Below are 18,126 nucleotides of genomic sequence, written 5' to 3'. Positions count from 1 at the left end.
CTAAACATACAGAATACAAATTTTATTCAGCACATGTCTGAAAAAGAAACAAAACAAGCTGAAGTAGCAACTACTGAAGCTCCTAAAACTGAAGCTCCTCAAGTATCAGAGGCTCAGGCAAATCCAGAAAAATTCTTAGAAGATTTCAATTGGCACAATTACGAAGAAGGAATTGATCCTGTTGATGACAAACAATTAGAAGAATTTGAAAAATTAGTATCAGAAAATTTTGTAGATACCTTAGATGATGAAGTTGTAGAAGGTGAAGTCATCCACATTACTGATCGTGATGCTATTATCGACATTAACGCTAAATCTGAAGGTGTAATTTCTCTTAATGAGTTTCGTTACAATCCAGATTTAAAAGTTGGTGACAAAGTAGAAGTATTAATTGATGTTCGTGAAGATGCAACTGGTCAATTGGTATTATCTCACAGAAAAGCTCGTGTAATTAAAGCATGGGATCGTGTAAACAATGCACACGAAACTGGTGAAATCGTTAATGGTTTTGTAAAATGCAGAACTAAAGGTGGTATGATCGTTGACGTATTTGGTATTGAAGCATTCTTGCCAGGCTCTCAAATTGATGTAAAACCAATTAGAGATTACGACCAGTACGTAAATAAAACAATGGAATTTAAAGTTGTGAAAATCAACCACGAATTCAAAAACATTGTTGTCTCTCATAAAGCTCTTATTGAAGCCGATATTGAGGAACAAAAGAAAGAAATCATTGGTCAATTAGAAAAAGGTCAAGTATTAGAAGGTATCGTGAAGAACATTACGTCTTACGGTGTGTTTATTGATCTTGGTGGCGTTGACGGATTAGTTCATATCACAGATTTATCTTGGTCTAGAATTAATCATCCAAATGAAATCGTAGAATTAGACCAAAAATTAAACGTGGTAATCTTAGACTTTGATGAAGATAAGTCTAGAATCCAATTAGGTCTTAAGCAATTAAGCAAACACCCTTGGGAAGCTTTAGGAGAAACTGTAAAAGTTGGAGATAAAGTAAAAGGTAAAGTTGTTGTTATTGCAGATTATGGTGCATTTGTTGAAGTAGAAGAAGGTGTAGAAGGATTAGTTCACGTTAGTGAAATGTCTTGGTCAACACATTTACGTTCTGCTCAAGATTTCGTATCTGTAGGTGATGAAATCGAAGCTGTAATCTTAACGCTTGATAGAGAAGATCGTAAAATGTCTCTTGGTATCAAACAATTAACTCCAGATCCATGGACAGATATTACGTCTAAATATCCAGTTGGTTCTAAGCACTCTGGAATTGTACGTAACTTTACAAACTTTGGTGTTTTTGTTGAATTAGAAGAAGGTATCGACGGATTAATTTATATCTCAGATTTATCTTGGACTAAGAAAATCAAACATCCTAGTGAGTTTACAAATGTAGGTGATAAGTTAGATGTTGTTGTATTAGAATTAGATGTTGAAGGACGTAAATTATCTTTAGGTCACAAACAAACAACAGATAACCCTTGGGATAAGTATGAAACTGAGTTCGCTTTAGGAACTACGCATACTGCCGAGATTGCTGAAATCGTAGACAAAGGTGCTACTATCAATTTTAATGACGACATCGTTGCATTTGTACCATCTCGTCACTTAGAAAAAGAAGACGGAAGCAAATTAAAGAAAGGAGAATCTGCAGACTTCAAAATCATTGAGTTCAACAAAGAATTCAAAAGAGTTGTAGCCTCTCATACTGCTATCTTTAAAGAAGAAGAAATGGCAAACGTAAAAGCAGCTGTTAAGAAGCAAGAAGCTCAAGCAGCAGAAGCAAAACCAACTTTAGGTGATGCTAATGATGCTTTACAAGCGCTTAAAGATAAAATGGACGGGAAGAAATAATTCCTTAAGTTTTTAAATATTAAAGCCTCTCATTTTTTGAGAGGCTTTTTTTATTGACTTACAAAACGATTGCAAACCCTAATTTTTTAACTTAACTTTGTCCACCAAACACGTTTGGAAACCATATGAGTCAAAAAGTTTTACTTAATGCTAAAGAGGTAAACATCATTCTTCATCGATTGGCTTGTCAACTTATTGAAAATCACAACGACTTTTCTAACACTGTTCTTATTGGATTACAGCCTAGAGGGAAATATCTAGCAAATCGTTTAGCTACGATGCTAAAAGAAGATTATAAAATTAAAAATATCCAACTAGGACACTTAGATATTACGTTTTTTAGAGATGACTTTAGACGCGGTGAAAAGATCTTAGAAGCCAATACTACAGAAATTAATTTCATTGTTGAAAACAAAAATATCGTTTTTATTGATGATGTGTTATATACAGGACGAAGTATTAGGGCAGCTCTAACAGCCATTCAATCGTTTGGAAGACCAAATGAAATTGAATTGTTAACGTTGATTGATAGACGTTTTAGTAGGCATTTACCAATTCAACCTAATTATAGAGGTCGTCAAGTAGATGCTATAAATGAAGAAAAAGTGAAAGTAAACTGGGCTGAAAATGAAGGAGAAGACTCGGTATATTTGATAAATAATTAATAGTTATGAGCGAATTAAGTGTTAATCACTTATTGGGAATTAAATACCTTAATAAAAAGGATATTCAATTAATTTTTGAAACTGCAGATCATTTCAAAGAGGTGATTAATAGACCAATCAAAAAAGTGCCTTCGCTTAGAGATATCACGATAGCTAACTTATTTTTTGAAAATTCTACACGAACCAAGCTGTCTTTCGAACTGGCTGAAAAACGCCTTTCGGCAGATGTTATTAATTTTTCAGCATCGCAATCTTCAGTAAAAAAAGGAGAAACTTTAATAGACACCGTAAACAATATTTTATCCATGAAAGTAGATATGGTGGTGATGAGACATCCTAATCCAGGAGCAGGAGTGTTTTTATCCCAACATGTTGATGCCAGTATAATTAATGCTGGTGATGGTGCGCATGAACACCCAACCCAAGCCTTGTTAGATAGTTACTCTATTAGAGAACGATTGGGCGAGGTACGTGGTAAAAATGTGGTTATTGTTGGTGATGTTTTGCATAGCCGTGTTGCCTTGTCAAATATTTATGCCTTACAATTACAAGGTGCCAATGTTATGGTGTGTGGTCCAAAAACCTTACTTCCAAAATACATAAAAGATCTAGGTGTTAAGGTTGAAACCAATTTACGAAAAGCACTAAATTGGTGCGATGTCGCTAATATGTTACGTGTACAAAATGAACGTATGGATATTAGTTATTTCCCCTCAACAAGAGAATATACACAACAATACGGAGTTAATAAAGCATTACTAAATTCTTTGGATAAAAAGATCACAATTATGCATCCAGGACCTATAAATCGTGGAGTAGAAATTACTAGTGATGTGGCAGATTCTGACCAAGCCATTATTTTAGACCAAGTTCAGAATGGTGTGGCCATTAGAATGGCTGTGATTTATTTATTAGCTTCCAAAATAAAACACTAAGATTATGATTTTTGATAAAACGGGAAACACAACCATAATCACCCAAGAAAAGGAAACGACCATCGAACTCGTAAAGAAAATTGACGTTCTGTATGAACGCTATAAAAACAATAATATCGTCGTTTGTCTCACCACTTTGAAACAGGTGATGTTATCTGATATTGTAGAATTTTTGCAGTTATCAAATAAACACCGAAGAGCAAAACATTCATTTGTTGTGGTAACTGAAAAGGCGAATCTCAATGAAATTCCAGATGAAATAGTCGTTGTGCCTACGCTACAAGAGGCCTACGATATTATTGAGATGGAAGACATAGAACGTGATTTAGGATTTTAAATGAACAAAAGAATAACTATTTATAACGACCAGATGTTTGATGCTATTTATCAGGTGTTATTCTTTTTGCTATCGCTCATTCCTTTGTTTTCATTTGAAAACATATTTGAAAACGACTTATTGAACAAACTTCTTCATTACCTATTAATTGCAGTTGTGATTTCTGTTATTAAAATATCTAAGCGCATTTCTATACATAATGGTGTTGTTGAAAAGGATATTCACATGTTGTTTTTAGGTTCTATAAAAACAATTCAACGCTTTCCAATTTCTGAAATAGAAGAAATATATTTAAACCAAAACGAAGAACGATATTTTGAAATTTCAACTAAAAGGAAACATGGACCAGATTTTATCTTCAGTACATTACCAAATAAAAACCCAGCATTAAAACAATTAGAGGTGATCAAAGCACACTTTAAATTCACTTAATTTTTTACAATTTGAAATTAACTATACTTGGTTGCTATAGCGCCACACCACAAATACATACCAATCCAACAGCTCAGGTTCTTGCTATTAAGAATCATACTTTTTTAATAGATTGTGGAGAAGGAACTCAAGTAGAATTACGTAGAAACAAGGTGAAGTTTGGTAGAATAAAACACATTTTTATTTCTCACTTGCATGGCGACCATTGTTTTGGATTAGCAGGTTTAATTTCGACGTTTAGACTATTAACACGTGAAGCCGATTTACATATTTATGCACCAAAAGGTTTAAAAGAGGTTATTACATTACAAATGAAATTGTCTAATTCTTGGACGAATTTCAAATTGATATTTCATGAGTTATCAGCGACGTCTTCAGAATTAATTTTTGAAGATGATAAGGTAGAAGTCTATACAATACCTTTAGATCACCGCATTTATACTAACGGATTTCTATTTAAGGAAAAATTAGGAGAGCGAAAACTAGACATGAATGCAGTTTTAAATGCAAACATTGATGTAGCCTACTATAGAAAATTAAAACAAGGTTCGGATGTGCCTGATAATAGTGGTAATATGGTTGATAATGCATCGGTTACTTTAGACCCGAAACCACCAAAGAGTTATGCATTTTGTAGCGATACCGCGTATAATGAATCGATACTTCCTATCATAAATGGCGTGGATGCGCTTTATCACGAATCTACATTTATAGAAAAGAATGAATCTTTAGCCTTGCCAACCAAACATTCTACAGCTAAACAAGCAGCAACAATAGCTAAAAAAGCTAATGTTGGGCAATTAATTTTAGGACATTATTCTACGCGTTATGATGATTTAAGTGTGTTTAAAACAGAAGCTGCAAGCATTTTTCCAAATGTAGAATTGGCTAAAGACGGAAAAACATTTGAATTTTAAAAAATAACTAAAAAACCGAGCATGATATTATTCATGTTTAAACTCTTTGCTGAACTCGTTTAAGTTTGACATCCATTCAATAGCCTCATAAAGACTGTGACAACGCTTTAAACTTTTCTTAAAAAAGTGCTTTTCTAATGACGAATTAAGATAGCTAAAGTCATTATAAGTTACAATAGCACTTGCTACCAAGAAATCGTATTCGTTGTTAAAATCGAGCCATAATTGAGGCTCGAAAGAATAGGAGTTGATACGATTGGCAATATATCCAACTTTAATCCCTTTTCTAATATCTTCTGAAAAAGCGTTTATCAATTCACTGGCAATCGTGTAATCTACATGAATGCCTTCGTTTAATTCAGAAATGACAAAATATCTTGTAATATAAATTGTTCCGAAAGGAAAATCTACTTTTTTATATCCTAAAAGTTTAGAATATTTACTGTTTTCAAATTTCATTAGAAGGGATTATTGCTTAAATTTATATGAAAAATATAAGCTGGGAAAAGAAAAACCCTATTAAATTTTATTTTAGGATCTAATGAATACAGACTTAGGTAGTTATAGAAAATCATACGAAAAGCAAGAATTGCTCGAAACCAATGTTAGTGATAATCCATTGGAACTATTTCAAAAATGGTTTCATGAAGTGGATAATAATTTTGATGTAGGTGAAACTAATGCCATGACCTTAAGTACAATGGGCTTGGATGGTTTTCCTAAAAGCAGAGTAGTACTGCTTAAGAAATTCACCTATGAAGGTTTTATTTTCTATACCAATTATAATAGCGAAAAAGGTAAAGCCATAACGGTTAACCCTAATGTATGCCTTTCATTTTTTTGGGCCGCAGCAGAGCGCCAAGTTATTATTAAAGGAAGCGTAGAGAAAATTGCCGAAAATTTAAGCGATGGCTATTTCGAATCTCGACCTCGAGGTAGTCAATTAGGAGCATTGGTGTCGGAGCAGAGTGATGTTATAAAAAACAGAACGGTTTTAGAAGAACGACTCAAAGCATTAGAAAATAAATATGATGGACAGGAGATTCCTAGGCCAAAATTTTGGGGTGGTTATATCGTTAAACCTTCAGAAATTGAGTTTTGGCAAGGTAGACCAAACCGTCTACATGATAGATTAAGATATCAACTCGATGAAAATCTTAATTGGCTAATGGACCGATTATCGCCTTAGACTTCACTTCAAATTATCGATGAACTACAACTTTTGTAGGAATTACCATAATAAAACTTACATTTTATCGAATTATAATACGTATTAGCGACGAAAAACGAATTTATCTGTATATTGTCGATAGTAATGAAAGATTACTTAAGTGCCCCAACGTTTAAGTAATTATGTATTAACTAAACAATTTAGACCCCAAATCTAAATTATATAAAATTTAACCTACGTTATGAAATTGACAAGAGTATTGCCAGTAATGGTACTAGTTGCTTTGTTATCGTTTTCATGTTCTACAGATAGCATACCTGAAGAAGCTATAGATAGTATGGCTTTACCAACCCCTCCAGCTGCAAAAACAATAGAAATAGAAATTTTAGAGCTCATTAATGCTCATAGAATTAGCGAAGGTCTTACACCCTTAAATAATCATAATACGATTAAAGCTGTTGCCTATACGCATACAGACTATATGGTAGAATCAAATAATGTAGGTCACGATAACTTTTTTCAACGTAAGAATAGTTTAATACAAAATGCTTCTGCAACGCGAGTATCTGAGAATGTAGCTTACGCCTACAATTCTGCTCAGTCTGTTGTAAATGCATGGATTAATAGTGATGGACACAGAGATAATATTGAAGGCGATTTTACCGATTTTGATATTTCAGCCGAACAAAATGATGAAGGTAAATGGTATTTCACGAATATCTTCATAAAACGATAAATGACTTAAAAATTGATTAATAGCAAATCGTTATTTTTAAAGCCACAGTTTTACTGTGGCTTTTTTTATTGCTAATAGCAATTAAAGTCATGAATTATAAAGTTTACTCACTATACTTTTATAAGTACGGCCTATTGGTATTTTGTATTTAGAAATTTGAATGACGTTGCCTTCAATTTGATTTATTTTATCTATTGCAATGATAAAGGATTTGTGAACTCTTAAAAAATGAGTGGACGATAGTAAATCTATATATTGAGATATGCTCTCATGACTCACGATATAAGTATCTTCAAAATAAAGTTTTGTGTAATTGCCATAGGCTTCTATATATAGAATATCTTCAGACTTAATTTGATGGTGTTTTTTGTCTCCTTTTACGAAAAAGTTTATATGCTCACTGGTGCTTTTAGTACTAATAACTGTAGGAGGTTTAGACCCAATGGCTTTATTCACTGCCTTAACAAAACGCTCAAAACTAAAAGGTTTTAATAAATAGTCTGAAATGTTTAGTTCATAACCTTCTAGTGCAAATTCTTTATAAGCAGTAGTGACAATAACTTTGGGCGGATTGGTTAGTGTTTTTAGAAATTCAAACCCCGTAAGTTTTGGCATATTTAAATCCAAAAACATTAAATCTACAGATGTGCTATTCAAAAAAGCCATGGCTTCTAAAGCGTTATAACAATTTTGTTTAAGCTCTAAATGAGGTAACATATCACAAAATTTTTCAATTAATTTATGTGCTAGAGGTTCATCGTCAATTATGATATATGTCCTTGTCATTATTTACGAATTGTTAATTCAACTTTATAAACAGACGGCATTTGATTTATTATTAGTTGATGGGCATCTGGATAAATAAGCAACAATCTACGTTTTAAATTCTCTATTCCAATGCCTTTATGATTACTTTCTGCTGGTGCTTCATAATTATTTTCTATTGAAAAATAGATCTGATTTTTATCGCTATTGAGTTTTATTATAGCATAGGCATCATTTGTAAGTTTTTCAATACCATGTTTAAAAGCATTTTCTAACAAGATAATAAATAGAAGAGGAGCAACCTTATCATCAGGCACTATGTTATGGGTAAATTGTATAGTTACATTTTTCTTATGTCGAATTTCATGTAAGGCAATATAATTTTTTAAATATTGAATTTCTTCTGAAAGCAGAACACGATCATTCTTGCCTTCATAAATTGTATAGCGCAACATGTCTGATAGTTTTAATACCACGTCTGGCGCTTCGGGAGATTGATTTACCGTAAGTGAATATAAATTATTAAGGCTATTGAAAAGAAAATGTGGATTTACTTGAGTCTTTAATAAATCTAATTCGGCTTTTGTTTTTTCAGACTTGAGTGTTTTAAACCATTTCCACTGTTCATATAGCCAAATAAAGAATATGATAGGAATGGGAAACATAAGTAAGTTTAATACTCTGTGGTGGTATAACGCTGTGTAATTTTCATCAAGGCGTAAGTAGAAAAAATAACAAAGAATTAATCCATAAACCAATACGATTAGAACGCTGTACTTTTTAAAAAATTTCGGAAAAACGAGATACAAAAGGCCTAACCAAAAGACAACAATTAAAAAAATGACAATAGGGTTATTTGGAATATTAAAATAGTTATCTGTTCCAAAAGTTAAGAATGCAATAAAAGACAAGAACCCTATTTTTATTAATACTGTCTTTTTATTTTTAAGATATTTTAAATTATACAGAGCAAACCCCGTTACTATCCACCAAAAGCCAAAGATAACAACAGTCTCCAACGGCTCATCTTTAGGAATGCGAATAAAGTCAAGGTGCTCCAAATACAGTGTGATGGCAGCAACGATTATTGCCGCCAATCCAAAAGCCCTGTATTTTTTTATAAATGATATCATACATCAAAACTACGCTAGTAAAACTATCTAAACAAACTAATTGATAAACGACATTTTTATGTCCATTAATGGTATCATTTTCCATTTAAAGTGTAATTGACACCTTTTTGAATGTCATATGTTCCCAAAACTACTACAGATGTCATTTTTATTGGTATGTGATTGATTTCAGAAATACATTCGTTTTAAAATCAAGAATCAATGAATACACTTACAATACAAAATGTATCTAAAACTTATCCCAATGGTGTAAAGGCGTTGGACAATATTAATTTAAATATATCTAATGGCATGTTTGGGCTGTTAGGTGCAAATGGCGCAGGAAAATCAAGTTTGATCAGAACTATTGCCGCACTTCAAAAACCATCTCATGGCACTGTTGTTTTTAATGATGTAGATATTATTGAAATACCTCAAGACCTTCGTAAACATCTTGGATATTTACCACAAGAGTTTGGTGTATATCCTAAAATATCTGCTCAAAACCTATTGGATCATTTGGCGATTTTAAAAGGAGTACTTAATAAAAAAGAAAGAAAAGCTCAAGTTGAAGCACTTTTACATCAAACCAATTTGTATCAACATCGCAAAAAATCTGTTCATACATTTTCCGGAGGGATGAAGCAACGATTTGGTATTGCACAAGCTTTACTTGCAAATCCACAACTTATAATAGTAGATGAACCAACTGCAGGACTTGATCCAGAGGAGCGTCATCGCTTTTTGAACTTATTGAGTGATATTGGACAAAATGTAATTGTTATTCTTTCAACACATATTGTAGAAGATATTCAAGAGCTATGTACACAAATGGCTATTCTGTGTGATGGGAAAATTATCTCAAAAGGGCGTCCAGCAGATTTGGTTAAAACTATTTCCGGTAAAGTTTGGAGCAAAATGATTCCAAAAGGCGAACTAAAAGAATATGAAGACAACTATCAGGTTATTTCTACACGTCTCATAGCCAACGAAACACAAATTCGAGTACTGTCTAATGACCAACCTTCCAAAGCATTTATACCTATTACAGTTGGTCTTGAAGATTATTATTTCGCCCAAATGTTTTTAAATCAATCATCAAAAAACGATTAATTATGTTATTAGAATTATTGCGTTTTGAGGCTTTATACCAATCAAAGCAACGCGCCCTATTTATTTTTATGTTGCTTTTTTTCTTCTTTGGATTTTTTCTCGGAGGTCTTGGGCAAGCCCCTGCTTTGGTAGATTATAATTCGGCTTATCAAATAAGTAATTACGCTACCATGTCCTCATTAAGTTGTGTTTTCATTATTATGTTTTTCGCCATAAGTGGTGTCATTAGAGATAAAAAGCATCATATGGAGGCACTTATTTATAGTACTTCTGTAGAGAAAAAACAGTTTTTTTGGAGCCGATTTATTGGCGTTTTTTCATTTAGCCTTTTGGGCTTTAGTCTTTTCCTTCCAGGATTTATGGTTGGTTTATCTATTTCAGATCTGGATGCATCACGTATATCACCTTTTCATATACAGTCATATTTATGGCCTTTTTTAGTTATTATCGTCCCTAACTTTTTTATTTGCACAACTCTTATTTTTTCTGTGAGTATACTCTCCAAAAGTAATTTGGCTACTTATACTAGTGCTGTGCTTATATATATACTCTATTTTATAGTAGCATTTTATTCTAACTCACCTATTATGGCCTCATCTATACCAGCTTCTCAAGAAAGTATGGCTTTAGCGGCTTTAATAGACCCATTTGCTGGTGCAACATTTTTTGAGTACACTCAATTTTGGGCGCCTTCTGAGAAGAATAATCTATCCTTTTCTTTTTCGGGATTTTATCTTTATAACCGGGTTATTTGGATCGTTTTTTCTTGTATAATACTTCTAATTACATATCAATTCTTCTCGTTTAGAAAACCATCTCAAAAATCCAGAAAAAATACTATTTCGAATGAGAAATCAACAGAAAAGACGCCTTATTTCACTATAGAATCCCAGACTAATAGGAGCGGGCAATGGCTAGCTTTTTGGTCTGCTTTGCGCATCGATATCCGCAATGTCTTTAAGAGCCTTCCTTTTTTGGTAGTAGTAATAACCTTAGTGACTACATCTATACTTGAAGTTTACTCTAGAATATTTGAAGGTGGTTCTTATGGTGATAGTTGGTACCCTTTTACAAATTTACTTTTAGAAATTGTAATGGAGTTAGTGCCTATTTTGAGTATGATACTTATTGTTTTCTATAGTGGGGAGTTGATATGGAAAGCAAGAGATAAAAAAATGGATAGTATTTTAAATACAACTCCTACACTAAATTGGGTGTTTTTTCTTTCAAAATTGATAACGCTCATATGGATTCCTATGATACTCATAACAGCTGTGATTTTAGTTTGTATTGGTTTTCAGTTGGTCAATGGACATGGCAATATAGAACTCCAACAATACTTGTCTGTTTTTTATTATTACGGTATTTCGAACATTATATATGTTATGGTGGCTATTTTCATTCAGAGTGTTGTTAATAATAAATTTCTTGGAATGGGAATCAGCGGACTTGTATTTTTGCTTTTAGGAACGTCATTATCAATTTATATTGGTGTTGAGCACCCAATGTTGCGTATTGGAAATATGCCTATTCCAACATATTCTAATATGTCTGGGTATTCTTTGCACACATCTGCCTTTAATTTGTATGCATTATATTGGTTGGCTTTTGGAGTAGTATTATCCATTTTATCCTTTAAATTCTGGAAACGAACAGCAATGGGAACAGGCTATATTCGTGAAAATTTAAGATTTAAAAAATGGAAACATTGGGAAATAGGAGGGATGCTCGTAGCGCTTATCTTTTTTGTTGGTTCCGGAATTTCATTATTTACAGAGTTGAATAGAAAAAACAACTATGTGAATTCTGACAATCGTTTAGACTTTGCAGAACAGTATGAACGAAAATTTAAAATGTATGATACTATTCCAAGGCTTCATTATATAGATTTGAAAACGAAAGTGGATATTTTTCCAAATGAACAAAAATATAACCTTGAGGCAGATTACATCCTTATTAATAAAAATGAAATTCCAGTTACACATATATTTATAACTGAAAGAAACATACTTTCAAACATCACTTTTGATAATGCTGAGTTGGTCTTTAAGGACACCGTTTTTGGAACCTATCTCTTTAAGTTTGAAAATGCCATCTACCCTAAAGAAACAGCAAGACTGCGCTATAATTTCACAAAGCAATCTCAACCTTATAATGTAGATAGAACTATTGTAAACAGTGGGTCTTATATTAGACATGATAGGTTCGAACCTGTATTAGGGTACTTTAGTTCTATGGAAATATCAAATGCACATGAGCGCCAAAAAAGAGGGCTTCCAGAACAAGAAGAAGAATTGGAAGGTGATTCACATCTTTTTCATAATGAGGCTAGATTTGGTGACGTCTTGTATGAAACTATTGTGTCCACGGAAAATGAACAAAAAGCACTGGCAGTTGGAAACCTTATAAAAGAATGGAAAGCAAATAACAGGAATTATTATCATTATAAGCTCCCAGGTAAGAATATTCCAGCATTAGCTTATTTTTCTGGTAATTATGAAGTGAAAAAAGGTTTTTATAAGGACATTTCTTTAGAATATTACTACCACCCAGAGCATGATATGAATCATAAAACGATTAATCAAAGTACTGAAGTTACTCTAGATTATTGCATTAATAACTTCGGAAACTATCCTTTTAATCATTTACGTATTGCTGAAATACCTTCTTATCATAGTTTTGGTGGTGCAGCACATCCCGGACTTATCAATATGGTCGAGGATAACCTATATCTTATAGATATTAGAAATACAGGTACTTTTAATTTAGTTTCAAAACGTACCATTCATGAAGTGGCTCATCAATGGTGGGGAATGATTCTGAAAGCTAAAAATGTAAAAGGAGGAAGTTTCATTGTTGAAGGGTTTGCTAAATATACTGAAGGCGTAGTCCTCGAGAAAATGTATGGTATGGGTACACTTTGGGAACTTAATAAAGCCTCTAATGACCGTTACTTTAATGGACGCACGTTCGCAACTACAAAAGAGCCTCCTGTATACTTAACTGATGGACAAAATTACCTTAATTATGGGAAGAGCGGACTTGTGATGTTGTCTATTCGTGACCTTATTGGAGAAGCTAAATTAAATACAGTATTACGTACACTTACAGACAGACATGCAAAACGTCATGAGTTTGAAGTAAATACCTTAGAATTTTTAGATGAATTGTATACAGTAACCCCTAAACAATACCATACGCTAATTAACGAATGGATGAAAGGCATAGTGCGTTATGATTTATCAATTGGTAAATCGTCGTATAAACAATTAGAAAATGGAACTTATGACATTACAATTGAAGTAAACGCTAGACGCTTTACGACCCTTGAAAATGGACAAGAAAAAGAGATTGATATCAATGAGCCCTTGCAAATAGGGCTATTTAAAAAGCATCCAAAACATTTAGGGAAGAACGAGAAACCCATTTACTTAGAAAGTCATTATATGGACGCAACATCAAATGTCATAAAAATTAACGTTGAAGTATTGCCAAATATGATCTCGGTTGATCCTTTTTTAACACGTGTAGATCGCATTTATTCTGATAATTTGAAGGGTTTGTAACCCTATGAATTTTGTTTAAATACATAAAAAAAAGCAGTCTTTCATTGAAAGACTGCTTTTTGCAAATTTAGTTTAGAATAGAGGGTATTATTCTTTTAGTATATAGAAGTACGATCTTCTATTTAATTGATGTTTTTCTTCACTACACTTCACGCCATTTGAACATTCGTTGAGCAGCTGCGATTCACCATAACCTATAGCACTTTCTATACGCTCTGGCGCAATCCCTCTTGAAATGATATATTCCATAGTCGATTTTGCTCGTCTATCAGATAATTTCATATTATATTTATCACGTCCGCGACTATCAGTATGGGACTCTATCTTAATGACCATAGTTGGATGAGCACGCATCACATCTACAATATTTTCCAATTCATATTGAGCATCGGTTCTAATATTCCATTTGTCAAAATCAAAGAAAATAGGGTTAATTACAATTTGACTATCTGTAATTAAAGGCTCCAAGTATAAATCAACTTCGCTAACCTTTTCATGTTCATTATCTGTTGTGACTTTCTTTTGGTCATCCTTATAATCTTCTTTGCTAGCAATTACAGTGTATGTTGAATTGCAATCTGCAGTGAATTCATAACTGCCATTTTCATCAGATTCAATTTCAGCAATAATTTTGCCAACTTCATTAATGAGTTTTACCGTTACTCCAGATAAGACCTCATTTGTATTTAGGTCTCTAGTAATACCTTTAATCATTTGAATACAAATGGAAGCATCAAAGCTATATATGTCATCACTTCCTTGTCCATCTGGTCTATTAGAAGAGAAATACCCTGTGTGTTCGTTTTCGGCTTCCGATGTGTTTTTGAAATACGCAAAATCGTCATATCCACTATTGTATGGCGCTCCTAAATTTTCAGGTTCAGCATTCTCATCTTTTATGATATTAGACTTAAAAATATCTAAAAGACCTAAGTTTAAATGTCCATCCGATGAGAAATAAAACGTACTATCTTTCGCAACAAAAGGAAACATTTCACGACCTTCAGTATTAATGCCTTCGCCTAAATTTTGTGGTTCAGAGTATTCATTTCCATTGGTTATATCAACAACGTAGATATCTGTGCCACCAATTCCACCTTCACGATCTGAAACAAAATAAAGTTTTTTGTTATCTGGGCTAAGTGCTGGGTGACCTGTAGAAAATACTTCATCGTTAAAGGGCAACTCAATAATATTTGTCCATTGTCCATCAACTAAAGTTGCTCTATAAAGTTTAAGGTGAGTCGTTCCTTTCTTATCATATTTTACTTTTTTCGTACTCTTGCCTACATTGTCTCGTGTAAAATACATCGTGTTTCCATCATTTGTAATAGCTACAGATGCTTCGTGGAAATCTGTATTTAATTTTTTAGCCGAAATAAAATCTGGCGAACCGTACGTCACAGTATCAACATCTTTTTCTACTGAAACTTGATAGATATCCAAAAACGGCTCTTGATTCCAACTGTATAATTTTTTGTCATCTGTATTTCTAGAAGAAGCAAAATAGAGCTGACCATCATGTATATAAGAACCAAAATCTGAGTACTTAGAATTAAATGGCAAATTTTGAAGTTTTACAACCTTATTTTTATCAGAACTTGCCAATTCATTGTATTTGGCAATATTCTCCGGATTATAACCTTTAATTCGTGTGTCGTTATTTTGAATTGCCATGAATGTCTTCATCCATGTGTCCGCTTCTTCATACTGACCTAAGCTACGTAATGATTGTATATACTTGTAGATATATTCTGGATTGATATCGTCCTTACCATACGTTTTAAGAGCGAGGTCATACCAATAGGCCGCTTTTTCCGATTTAGAATTGTTATAATAACAATCTCCTAAGCGTGTTAGAACATGAAGACTTGTATCTCCTTTTTTTAGAACTTCCTCATAAAGTTCTGTGGCTTTTACATACCCGAAATTGCTAAAAAACTTATCAGCAAGTTTTTCTTGGGCAATCATAACTGTGCTACTAAGCACAAATATTAAGATTAAAAACTTTGATTTCATCATTGATTTGTTTTTAGAAATATCTAGGTGATTTAATACGCTTACTTTTAAATATTTCAAACATTAATAAAACTTCATGAGTTCCACTTGTATATGGTCTTAAGTCTGAAATAGGATATTCATAGGCGTAACCAATTCGTAATTGTTTTGATATCTGAAAGTCTGCAATACCACCAATAGCGGCTGCACGTTCATTTATTCTGTAACCAGCACCAACCCAAAACTTTTCATAAAATAAAAAGTTTGCTGTAAGGTCAAAAGATAAAGGAGCACCATTTGTTGCCTTTAAAAGTGTAGCTGGCTTAAATTTAGTATTCTCACTAAGATCAAATACATAACCTCCAGTAAAATAATAACTAATTCTTTCTAAGGCCTGAAATTCAGCATCACCAGTATAATCTGTATTTAAAATCCTTGGTGCAGATAAACCAACATACCATTTATTACTATGCCAGTAAATCCCTGTTCCAATATTTGGTTTCCAACGATTTTCAAAACCGAAAATAACAGGATCATTGGATTGCGACTGCTGAAAATCGGCATCTAAGCTATAACTTGTAAAACCAGCTTTTATACCAAAAGCTAATTTACTATTTTCTCCTGTTGGAATTGTATACGAAAAATCGCCATACAGATAAGAGAAATTTTGGTAGCCAAGCTCATCATTTATAAATGACAATCCTAGACCAACTCTTTCATTTCTCATTGGTGCATGAATAGACAATGTTTGTGTTTGTGGGCCTCCTTCAAGACCTACCCATTGACTTCTATGCAGACCTACAATACTTAAAGTCTCTCTACTTCCTGCATAAGCAGGATTAATAGAAATAGTATTGTACATATACTGAGTAAACTGAGGTAGTTGTTGCGCAACACCCATCCAGCTACTGAATAGTATAAATGCTATAATATTAAACTTTACTAATTTCATATAGGTTAAGGTTTATTTTGTTGAAACGTAGATTGGGCCTGTAAACGGTTTTAGTCCACTATTCTTTATATTTATTACGTAATAATAGGTTCCTGTTGGTACAAAGTCTGAGCTTCCAATAGAGGCTTTTGATGATGTACCATTCCAGTCATTCTGGTAATTGAAATTCTCATATATTTTTGCTCCCCAACGATTAAATATTTGAAGTTCGTAAGTAAATCCACAATCTTCAACTCCAGTAATCGTAAAGAATTCGTTAATACCATCAAAATTAGCAGTAACTGCTTTTGAAATTTCAACATCATCTTCACCACAAGGGAATACTACACAATCATCATTAAGTGTTATTGTTACAGAAACCATACCTGGACACTCACCTTCGTAAGTGTAAGTGAATACATATTCACCAAGTTGATCTTGTGTATAGTCATCATTAAAATCTAATAGTGATGACGGATTAAAAATACTACCATTAATTGTTGCATTACCAGACGTAACAGTCCAAGTGCCATCAATGTCGTAATCACCAATTAATAAACTGAAGAGATCAAAATCTATATCTTCTGTAATACATAAGTCTGCATCATCAGTTGGGATTTCACTTTGCACAGTAACATTAATCGTTTGTGTAAATACAGCTTCATTTCCACATTCATCACTTACAAACCAATCTCTTATGATTGTATAATCCATTTCTGAACCATCAGATGTAGAGGTTTCATTGAAGTCTACCGTCATATTTGTAGAACAAGCATCTTCAAATACCAATTCTGGAACTTCAGGAATCTCACTACAAACTACATTAATAACTTCTTCCAATTCACCAACTAAAGTTGGAGCTGTAGAATCTATGATACTAATAGTCTGTATAAGTGTCGTCGTATTATCGCATTCGTCAGTTAGTGTCCAAGTTCTTGTTATTGTCGATTCATTTGGACAATCACCTTCTAAAATTTCATCTGTAAATGTTGCTTCTAAATCGGTTGAACAATTATCAGTTTCATCTGTCACGTCACCAGTTAAAGTTATATCAGACGCATCTTGATCACACTCTATAGTTATGTTTTCAGGAACAGTAAAGGTAGGAGCCGTTGTATCTTGAACAGTAATCGTTTGAACTAATGTTGTTGTATTATCACAGTCATCCGTTAATGTCCATGTTCTAGTGATGATTGACGAATTTGGACAATCACCTTGGGCAACATCATCAGTAAACGTAGCTTCTAAACCTGTTGAACAGTTATCAGCTTCATCAGTTACATCTCCCGTTAGAGTAACATCAGATATATCAGCATCACATTCTAAAGTTACATTAGCTGGAGCCGTAAATGTTGGAGCCGTTGTATCTTGAACAGTAATCGTTTGAACTAAAGTTGTTGTATTATCACAGTCGTCAGTTAACGTCCAGGTTCTAGTGATGATTGACGAATTTGGACAATCACCTTGGGCAACATCATCAGTAAATGTAGCTTCTAAACCTATTGAGCAGTTATCAGCTTCATCAGTTACATCTCCCGTTAGAGTAACATCAGATATATCAGCATCACATTCTAAAGTT

16 protein-coding genes are annotated in these 18,126 nt (G+C 33.1%); 10 read left to right on the top strand and 6 right to left on the bottom strand.

Going from position 1 to position 18,126, the window contains the following annotated elements; all coding sequences use genetic code 11:
• Positions 1-33: 33 nt before the first annotated feature.
• The 6 genes from rpsA (at position 34) to Q0787_RS11185 (ending at position 5,155) form a co-directional block, all read left to right on the top strand.
• On the top strand, positions 34-1,869 hold the full coding sequence (gene rpsA / locus Q0787_RS11210; RefSeq protein WP_298902747.1) for a 30S ribosomal protein S1: 1,836 nt from the start codon (positions 34-36) through the stop codon (positions 1,867-1,869).
• A gap of 125 nt (positions 1,870-1,994) precedes the next feature.
• Positions 1,995-2,534 carry a bifunctional pyr operon transcriptional regulator/uracil phosphoribosyltransferase PyrR gene (pyrR, locus tag Q0787_RS11205; RefSeq protein WP_298902746.1) on the top strand — a complete coding sequence of 180 codons (540 nt, stop codon included), beginning with the start codon at positions 1,995-1,997 and terminating at the stop codon, positions 2,532-2,534.
• 5 nt (positions 2,535-2,539) lie between these two features.
• Positions 2,540-3,469 carry an aspartate carbamoyltransferase catalytic subunit gene (locus Q0787_RS11200; protein ID WP_298902745.1) on the top strand — a complete coding sequence of 310 codons (930 nt, stop codon included), beginning with the start codon at positions 2,540-2,542 and terminating at the stop codon, positions 3,467-3,469.
• A gap of 4 nt (positions 3,470-3,473) precedes the next feature.
• Positions 3,474-3,806, top strand: a complete 333-nt coding sequence (locus tag Q0787_RS11195; RefSeq protein WP_298902744.1) for a ribonuclease Z — start codon at positions 3,474-3,476, stop codon at positions 3,804-3,806.
• Entirely contained in the window at positions 3,807-4,238 is a 432-nt protein-coding gene (locus Q0787_RS11190; RefSeq protein WP_298902743.1) for a hypothetical protein, read from the top strand.
• A gap of 11 nt (positions 4,239-4,249) precedes the next feature.
• A complete protein-coding gene (locus tag Q0787_RS11185; RefSeq protein WP_298902742.1) occupies positions 4,250-5,155 on the top strand; it encodes a ribonuclease Z in 906 nt (301 codons plus the stop codon).
• A 27-nt stretch (positions 5,156-5,182) separates the two neighbouring features.
• On the opposite strand, the gene Q0787_RS11180 is transcribed toward Q0787_RS11185, so the two are convergent.
• A complete protein-coding gene (locus Q0787_RS11180) occupies positions 5,183-5,614 on the bottom strand; it encodes a hypothetical protein (protein WP_298902741.1) in 432 nt (143 codons plus the stop codon).
• Between the two features lie 82 nt (positions 5,615-5,696).
• Between Q0787_RS11180 and pdxH the strand changes: the two genes are divergently transcribed.
• Positions 5,697-6,344 carry a pyridoxamine 5'-phosphate oxidase gene (pdxH, locus tag Q0787_RS11175; RefSeq protein ID WP_298902740.1) on the top strand — a complete coding sequence of 216 codons (648 nt, stop codon included), beginning with the start codon at positions 5,697-5,699 and terminating at the stop codon, positions 6,342-6,344.
• A 223-nt stretch (positions 6,345-6,567) separates the two neighbouring features.
• Positions 6,568-7,062 (top strand): CAP domain-containing protein, encoded by a 495-nt coding sequence (locus Q0787_RS11170; protein ID WP_298902739.1) that lies wholly within the window; start codon positions 6,568-6,570, stop codon positions 7,060-7,062.
• 87 nt (positions 7,063-7,149) lie between these two features.
• On the opposite strand, the gene Q0787_RS11165 is transcribed toward Q0787_RS11170, so the two are convergent.
• Complete coding sequence (locus tag Q0787_RS11165) at positions 7,150-7,848, bottom strand: LytTR family DNA-binding domain-containing protein (RefSeq protein WP_298902738.1); 699 nt, start codon at positions 7,846-7,848, stop codon at positions 7,150-7,152.
• Positions 7,848-8,960 (bottom strand): sensor histidine kinase, encoded by a 1,113-nt coding sequence (locus Q0787_RS11160; protein ID WP_298902737.1) that lies wholly within the window; start codon positions 8,958-8,960, stop codon positions 7,848-7,850. The genes Q0787_RS11165 and Q0787_RS11160 overlap by 1 nt, the downstream gene beginning before the upstream one ends.
• 201 nt (positions 8,961-9,161) lie before the next feature.
• Here Q0787_RS11160 and Q0787_RS11155 point away from each other — a divergent pair, with 201 nt between their 5' ends.
• Both Q0787_RS11155 and Q0787_RS11150 read left to right on the top strand, forming a co-directional pair.
• The gene (locus Q0787_RS11155; RefSeq protein WP_298902735.1) at positions 9,162-10,052 is read left to right on the top strand and encodes an ABC transporter ATP-binding protein; all 891 of its coding nucleotides are present in this window, start codon (positions 9,162-9,164) and stop codon (positions 10,050-10,052) included.
• A 2-nt stretch (positions 10,053-10,054) separates the two neighbouring features.
• Positions 10,055-13,618: a M1 family aminopeptidase gene (locus Q0787_RS11150; protein ID WP_298902734.1), complete on the top strand. Its 3,564-nt coding sequence runs from the start codon at positions 10,055-10,057 to the stop codon at positions 13,616-13,618.
• 87 nt (positions 13,619-13,705) lie between these two features.
• Here the strand turns inward: Q0787_RS11150 and Q0787_RS11145 are convergent, their stop codons facing one another.
• The 3 genes from Q0787_RS11145 to Q0787_RS11135 form a co-directional block, all read right to left on the bottom strand.
• Positions 13,706-15,640, bottom strand: a complete 1,935-nt coding sequence (locus Q0787_RS11145) for an OmpA family protein (RefSeq protein WP_298902732.1) — start codon at positions 15,638-15,640, stop codon at positions 13,706-13,708.
• Between the two features lie 10 nt (positions 15,641-15,650).
• On the bottom strand, positions 15,651-16,568 hold the full coding sequence (locus Q0787_RS11140; protein WP_298902731.1) for a type IX secretion system membrane protein PorP/SprF: 918 nt from the start codon (positions 16,566-16,568) through the stop codon (positions 15,651-15,653).
• Positions 16,569-16,580: 12 nt separating this feature from the next.
• The coding region (locus tag Q0787_RS11135; RefSeq protein ID WP_298902730.1) for a gliding motility-associated C-terminal domain-containing protein at positions 16,581-18,126 on the bottom strand (1,546 nt) is incomplete at its 5' end.

Source organism: uncultured Psychroserpens sp. (assembly GCF_947492715.1).
Taxonomy (GTDB): Bacteria; Bacteroidota; Bacteroidia; order Flavobacteriales; family Flavobacteriaceae; genus Psychroserpens.
The sequence above is the reverse complement of the archived record's forward strand: the minus strand, read 5'-3'. Positions and strand labels throughout refer to the sequence as shown.

What these genes read in the sequence shown, in the direction of transcription:
- rpsA (WP_298902747.1), top strand. Translation starts at nt 34, where the DNA reads ATGTCTGAAAAAGAAACAAAACAAGCTGAAGTAGCAACTACTGAAGCT.
- pyrR (WP_298902746.1), top strand. Translation starts at nt 1,995, where the DNA reads ATGAGTCAAAAAGTTTTACTTAATGCTAAAGAGGTAAACATCATTCTT.
- Q0787_RS11200 (WP_298902745.1), top strand. Translation starts at nt 2,540, where the DNA reads ATGAGCGAATTAAGTGTTAATCACTTATTGGGAATTAAATACCTTAAT.
- Q0787_RS11195 (WP_298902744.1), top strand. Translation starts at nt 3,474, where the DNA reads ATGATTTTTGATAAAACGGGAAACACAACCATAATCACCCAAGAAAAG.
- Q0787_RS11190 (WP_298902743.1), top strand. Translation starts at nt 3,807, where the DNA reads ATGAACAAAAGAATAACTATTTATAACGACCAGATGTTTGATGCTATT.
- Q0787_RS11180 (WP_298902741.1), bottom strand. Translation starts at nt 5,614, where the DNA reads ATGAAATTTGAAAACAGTAAATATTCTAAACTTTTAGGATATAAAAAA.
- pdxH (WP_298902740.1), top strand. Translation starts at nt 5,697, where the DNA reads ATGAATACAGACTTAGGTAGTTATAGAAAATCATACGAAAAGCAAGAA.
- Q0787_RS11170 (WP_298902739.1), top strand. Translation starts at nt 6,568, where the DNA reads ATGAAATTGACAAGAGTATTGCCAGTAATGGTACTAGTTGCTTTGTTA.
- Q0787_RS11165 (WP_298902738.1), bottom strand. Translation starts at nt 7,848, where the DNA reads ATGACAAGGACATATATCATAATTGACGATGAACCTCTAGCACATAAA.
- Q0787_RS11160 (WP_298902737.1), bottom strand. Translation starts at nt 8,960, where the DNA reads ATGATATCATTTATAAAAAAATACAGGGCTTTTGGATTGGCGGCAATA.
- Q0787_RS11155 (WP_298902735.1), top strand. Translation starts at nt 9,162, where the DNA reads ATGAATACACTTACAATACAAAATGTATCTAAAACTTATCCCAATGGT.
- Q0787_RS11150 (WP_298902734.1), top strand. Translation starts at nt 10,055, where the DNA reads ATGTTATTAGAATTATTGCGTTTTGAGGCTTTATACCAATCAAAGCAA.
- Q0787_RS11145 (WP_298902732.1), bottom strand. Translation starts at nt 15,640, where the DNA reads ATGATGAAATCAAAGTTTTTAATCTTAATATTTGTGCTTAGTAGCACA.
- Q0787_RS11140 (WP_298902731.1), bottom strand. Translation starts at nt 16,568, where the DNA reads ATGAAATTAGTAAAGTTTAATATTATAGCATTTATACTATTCAGTAGC.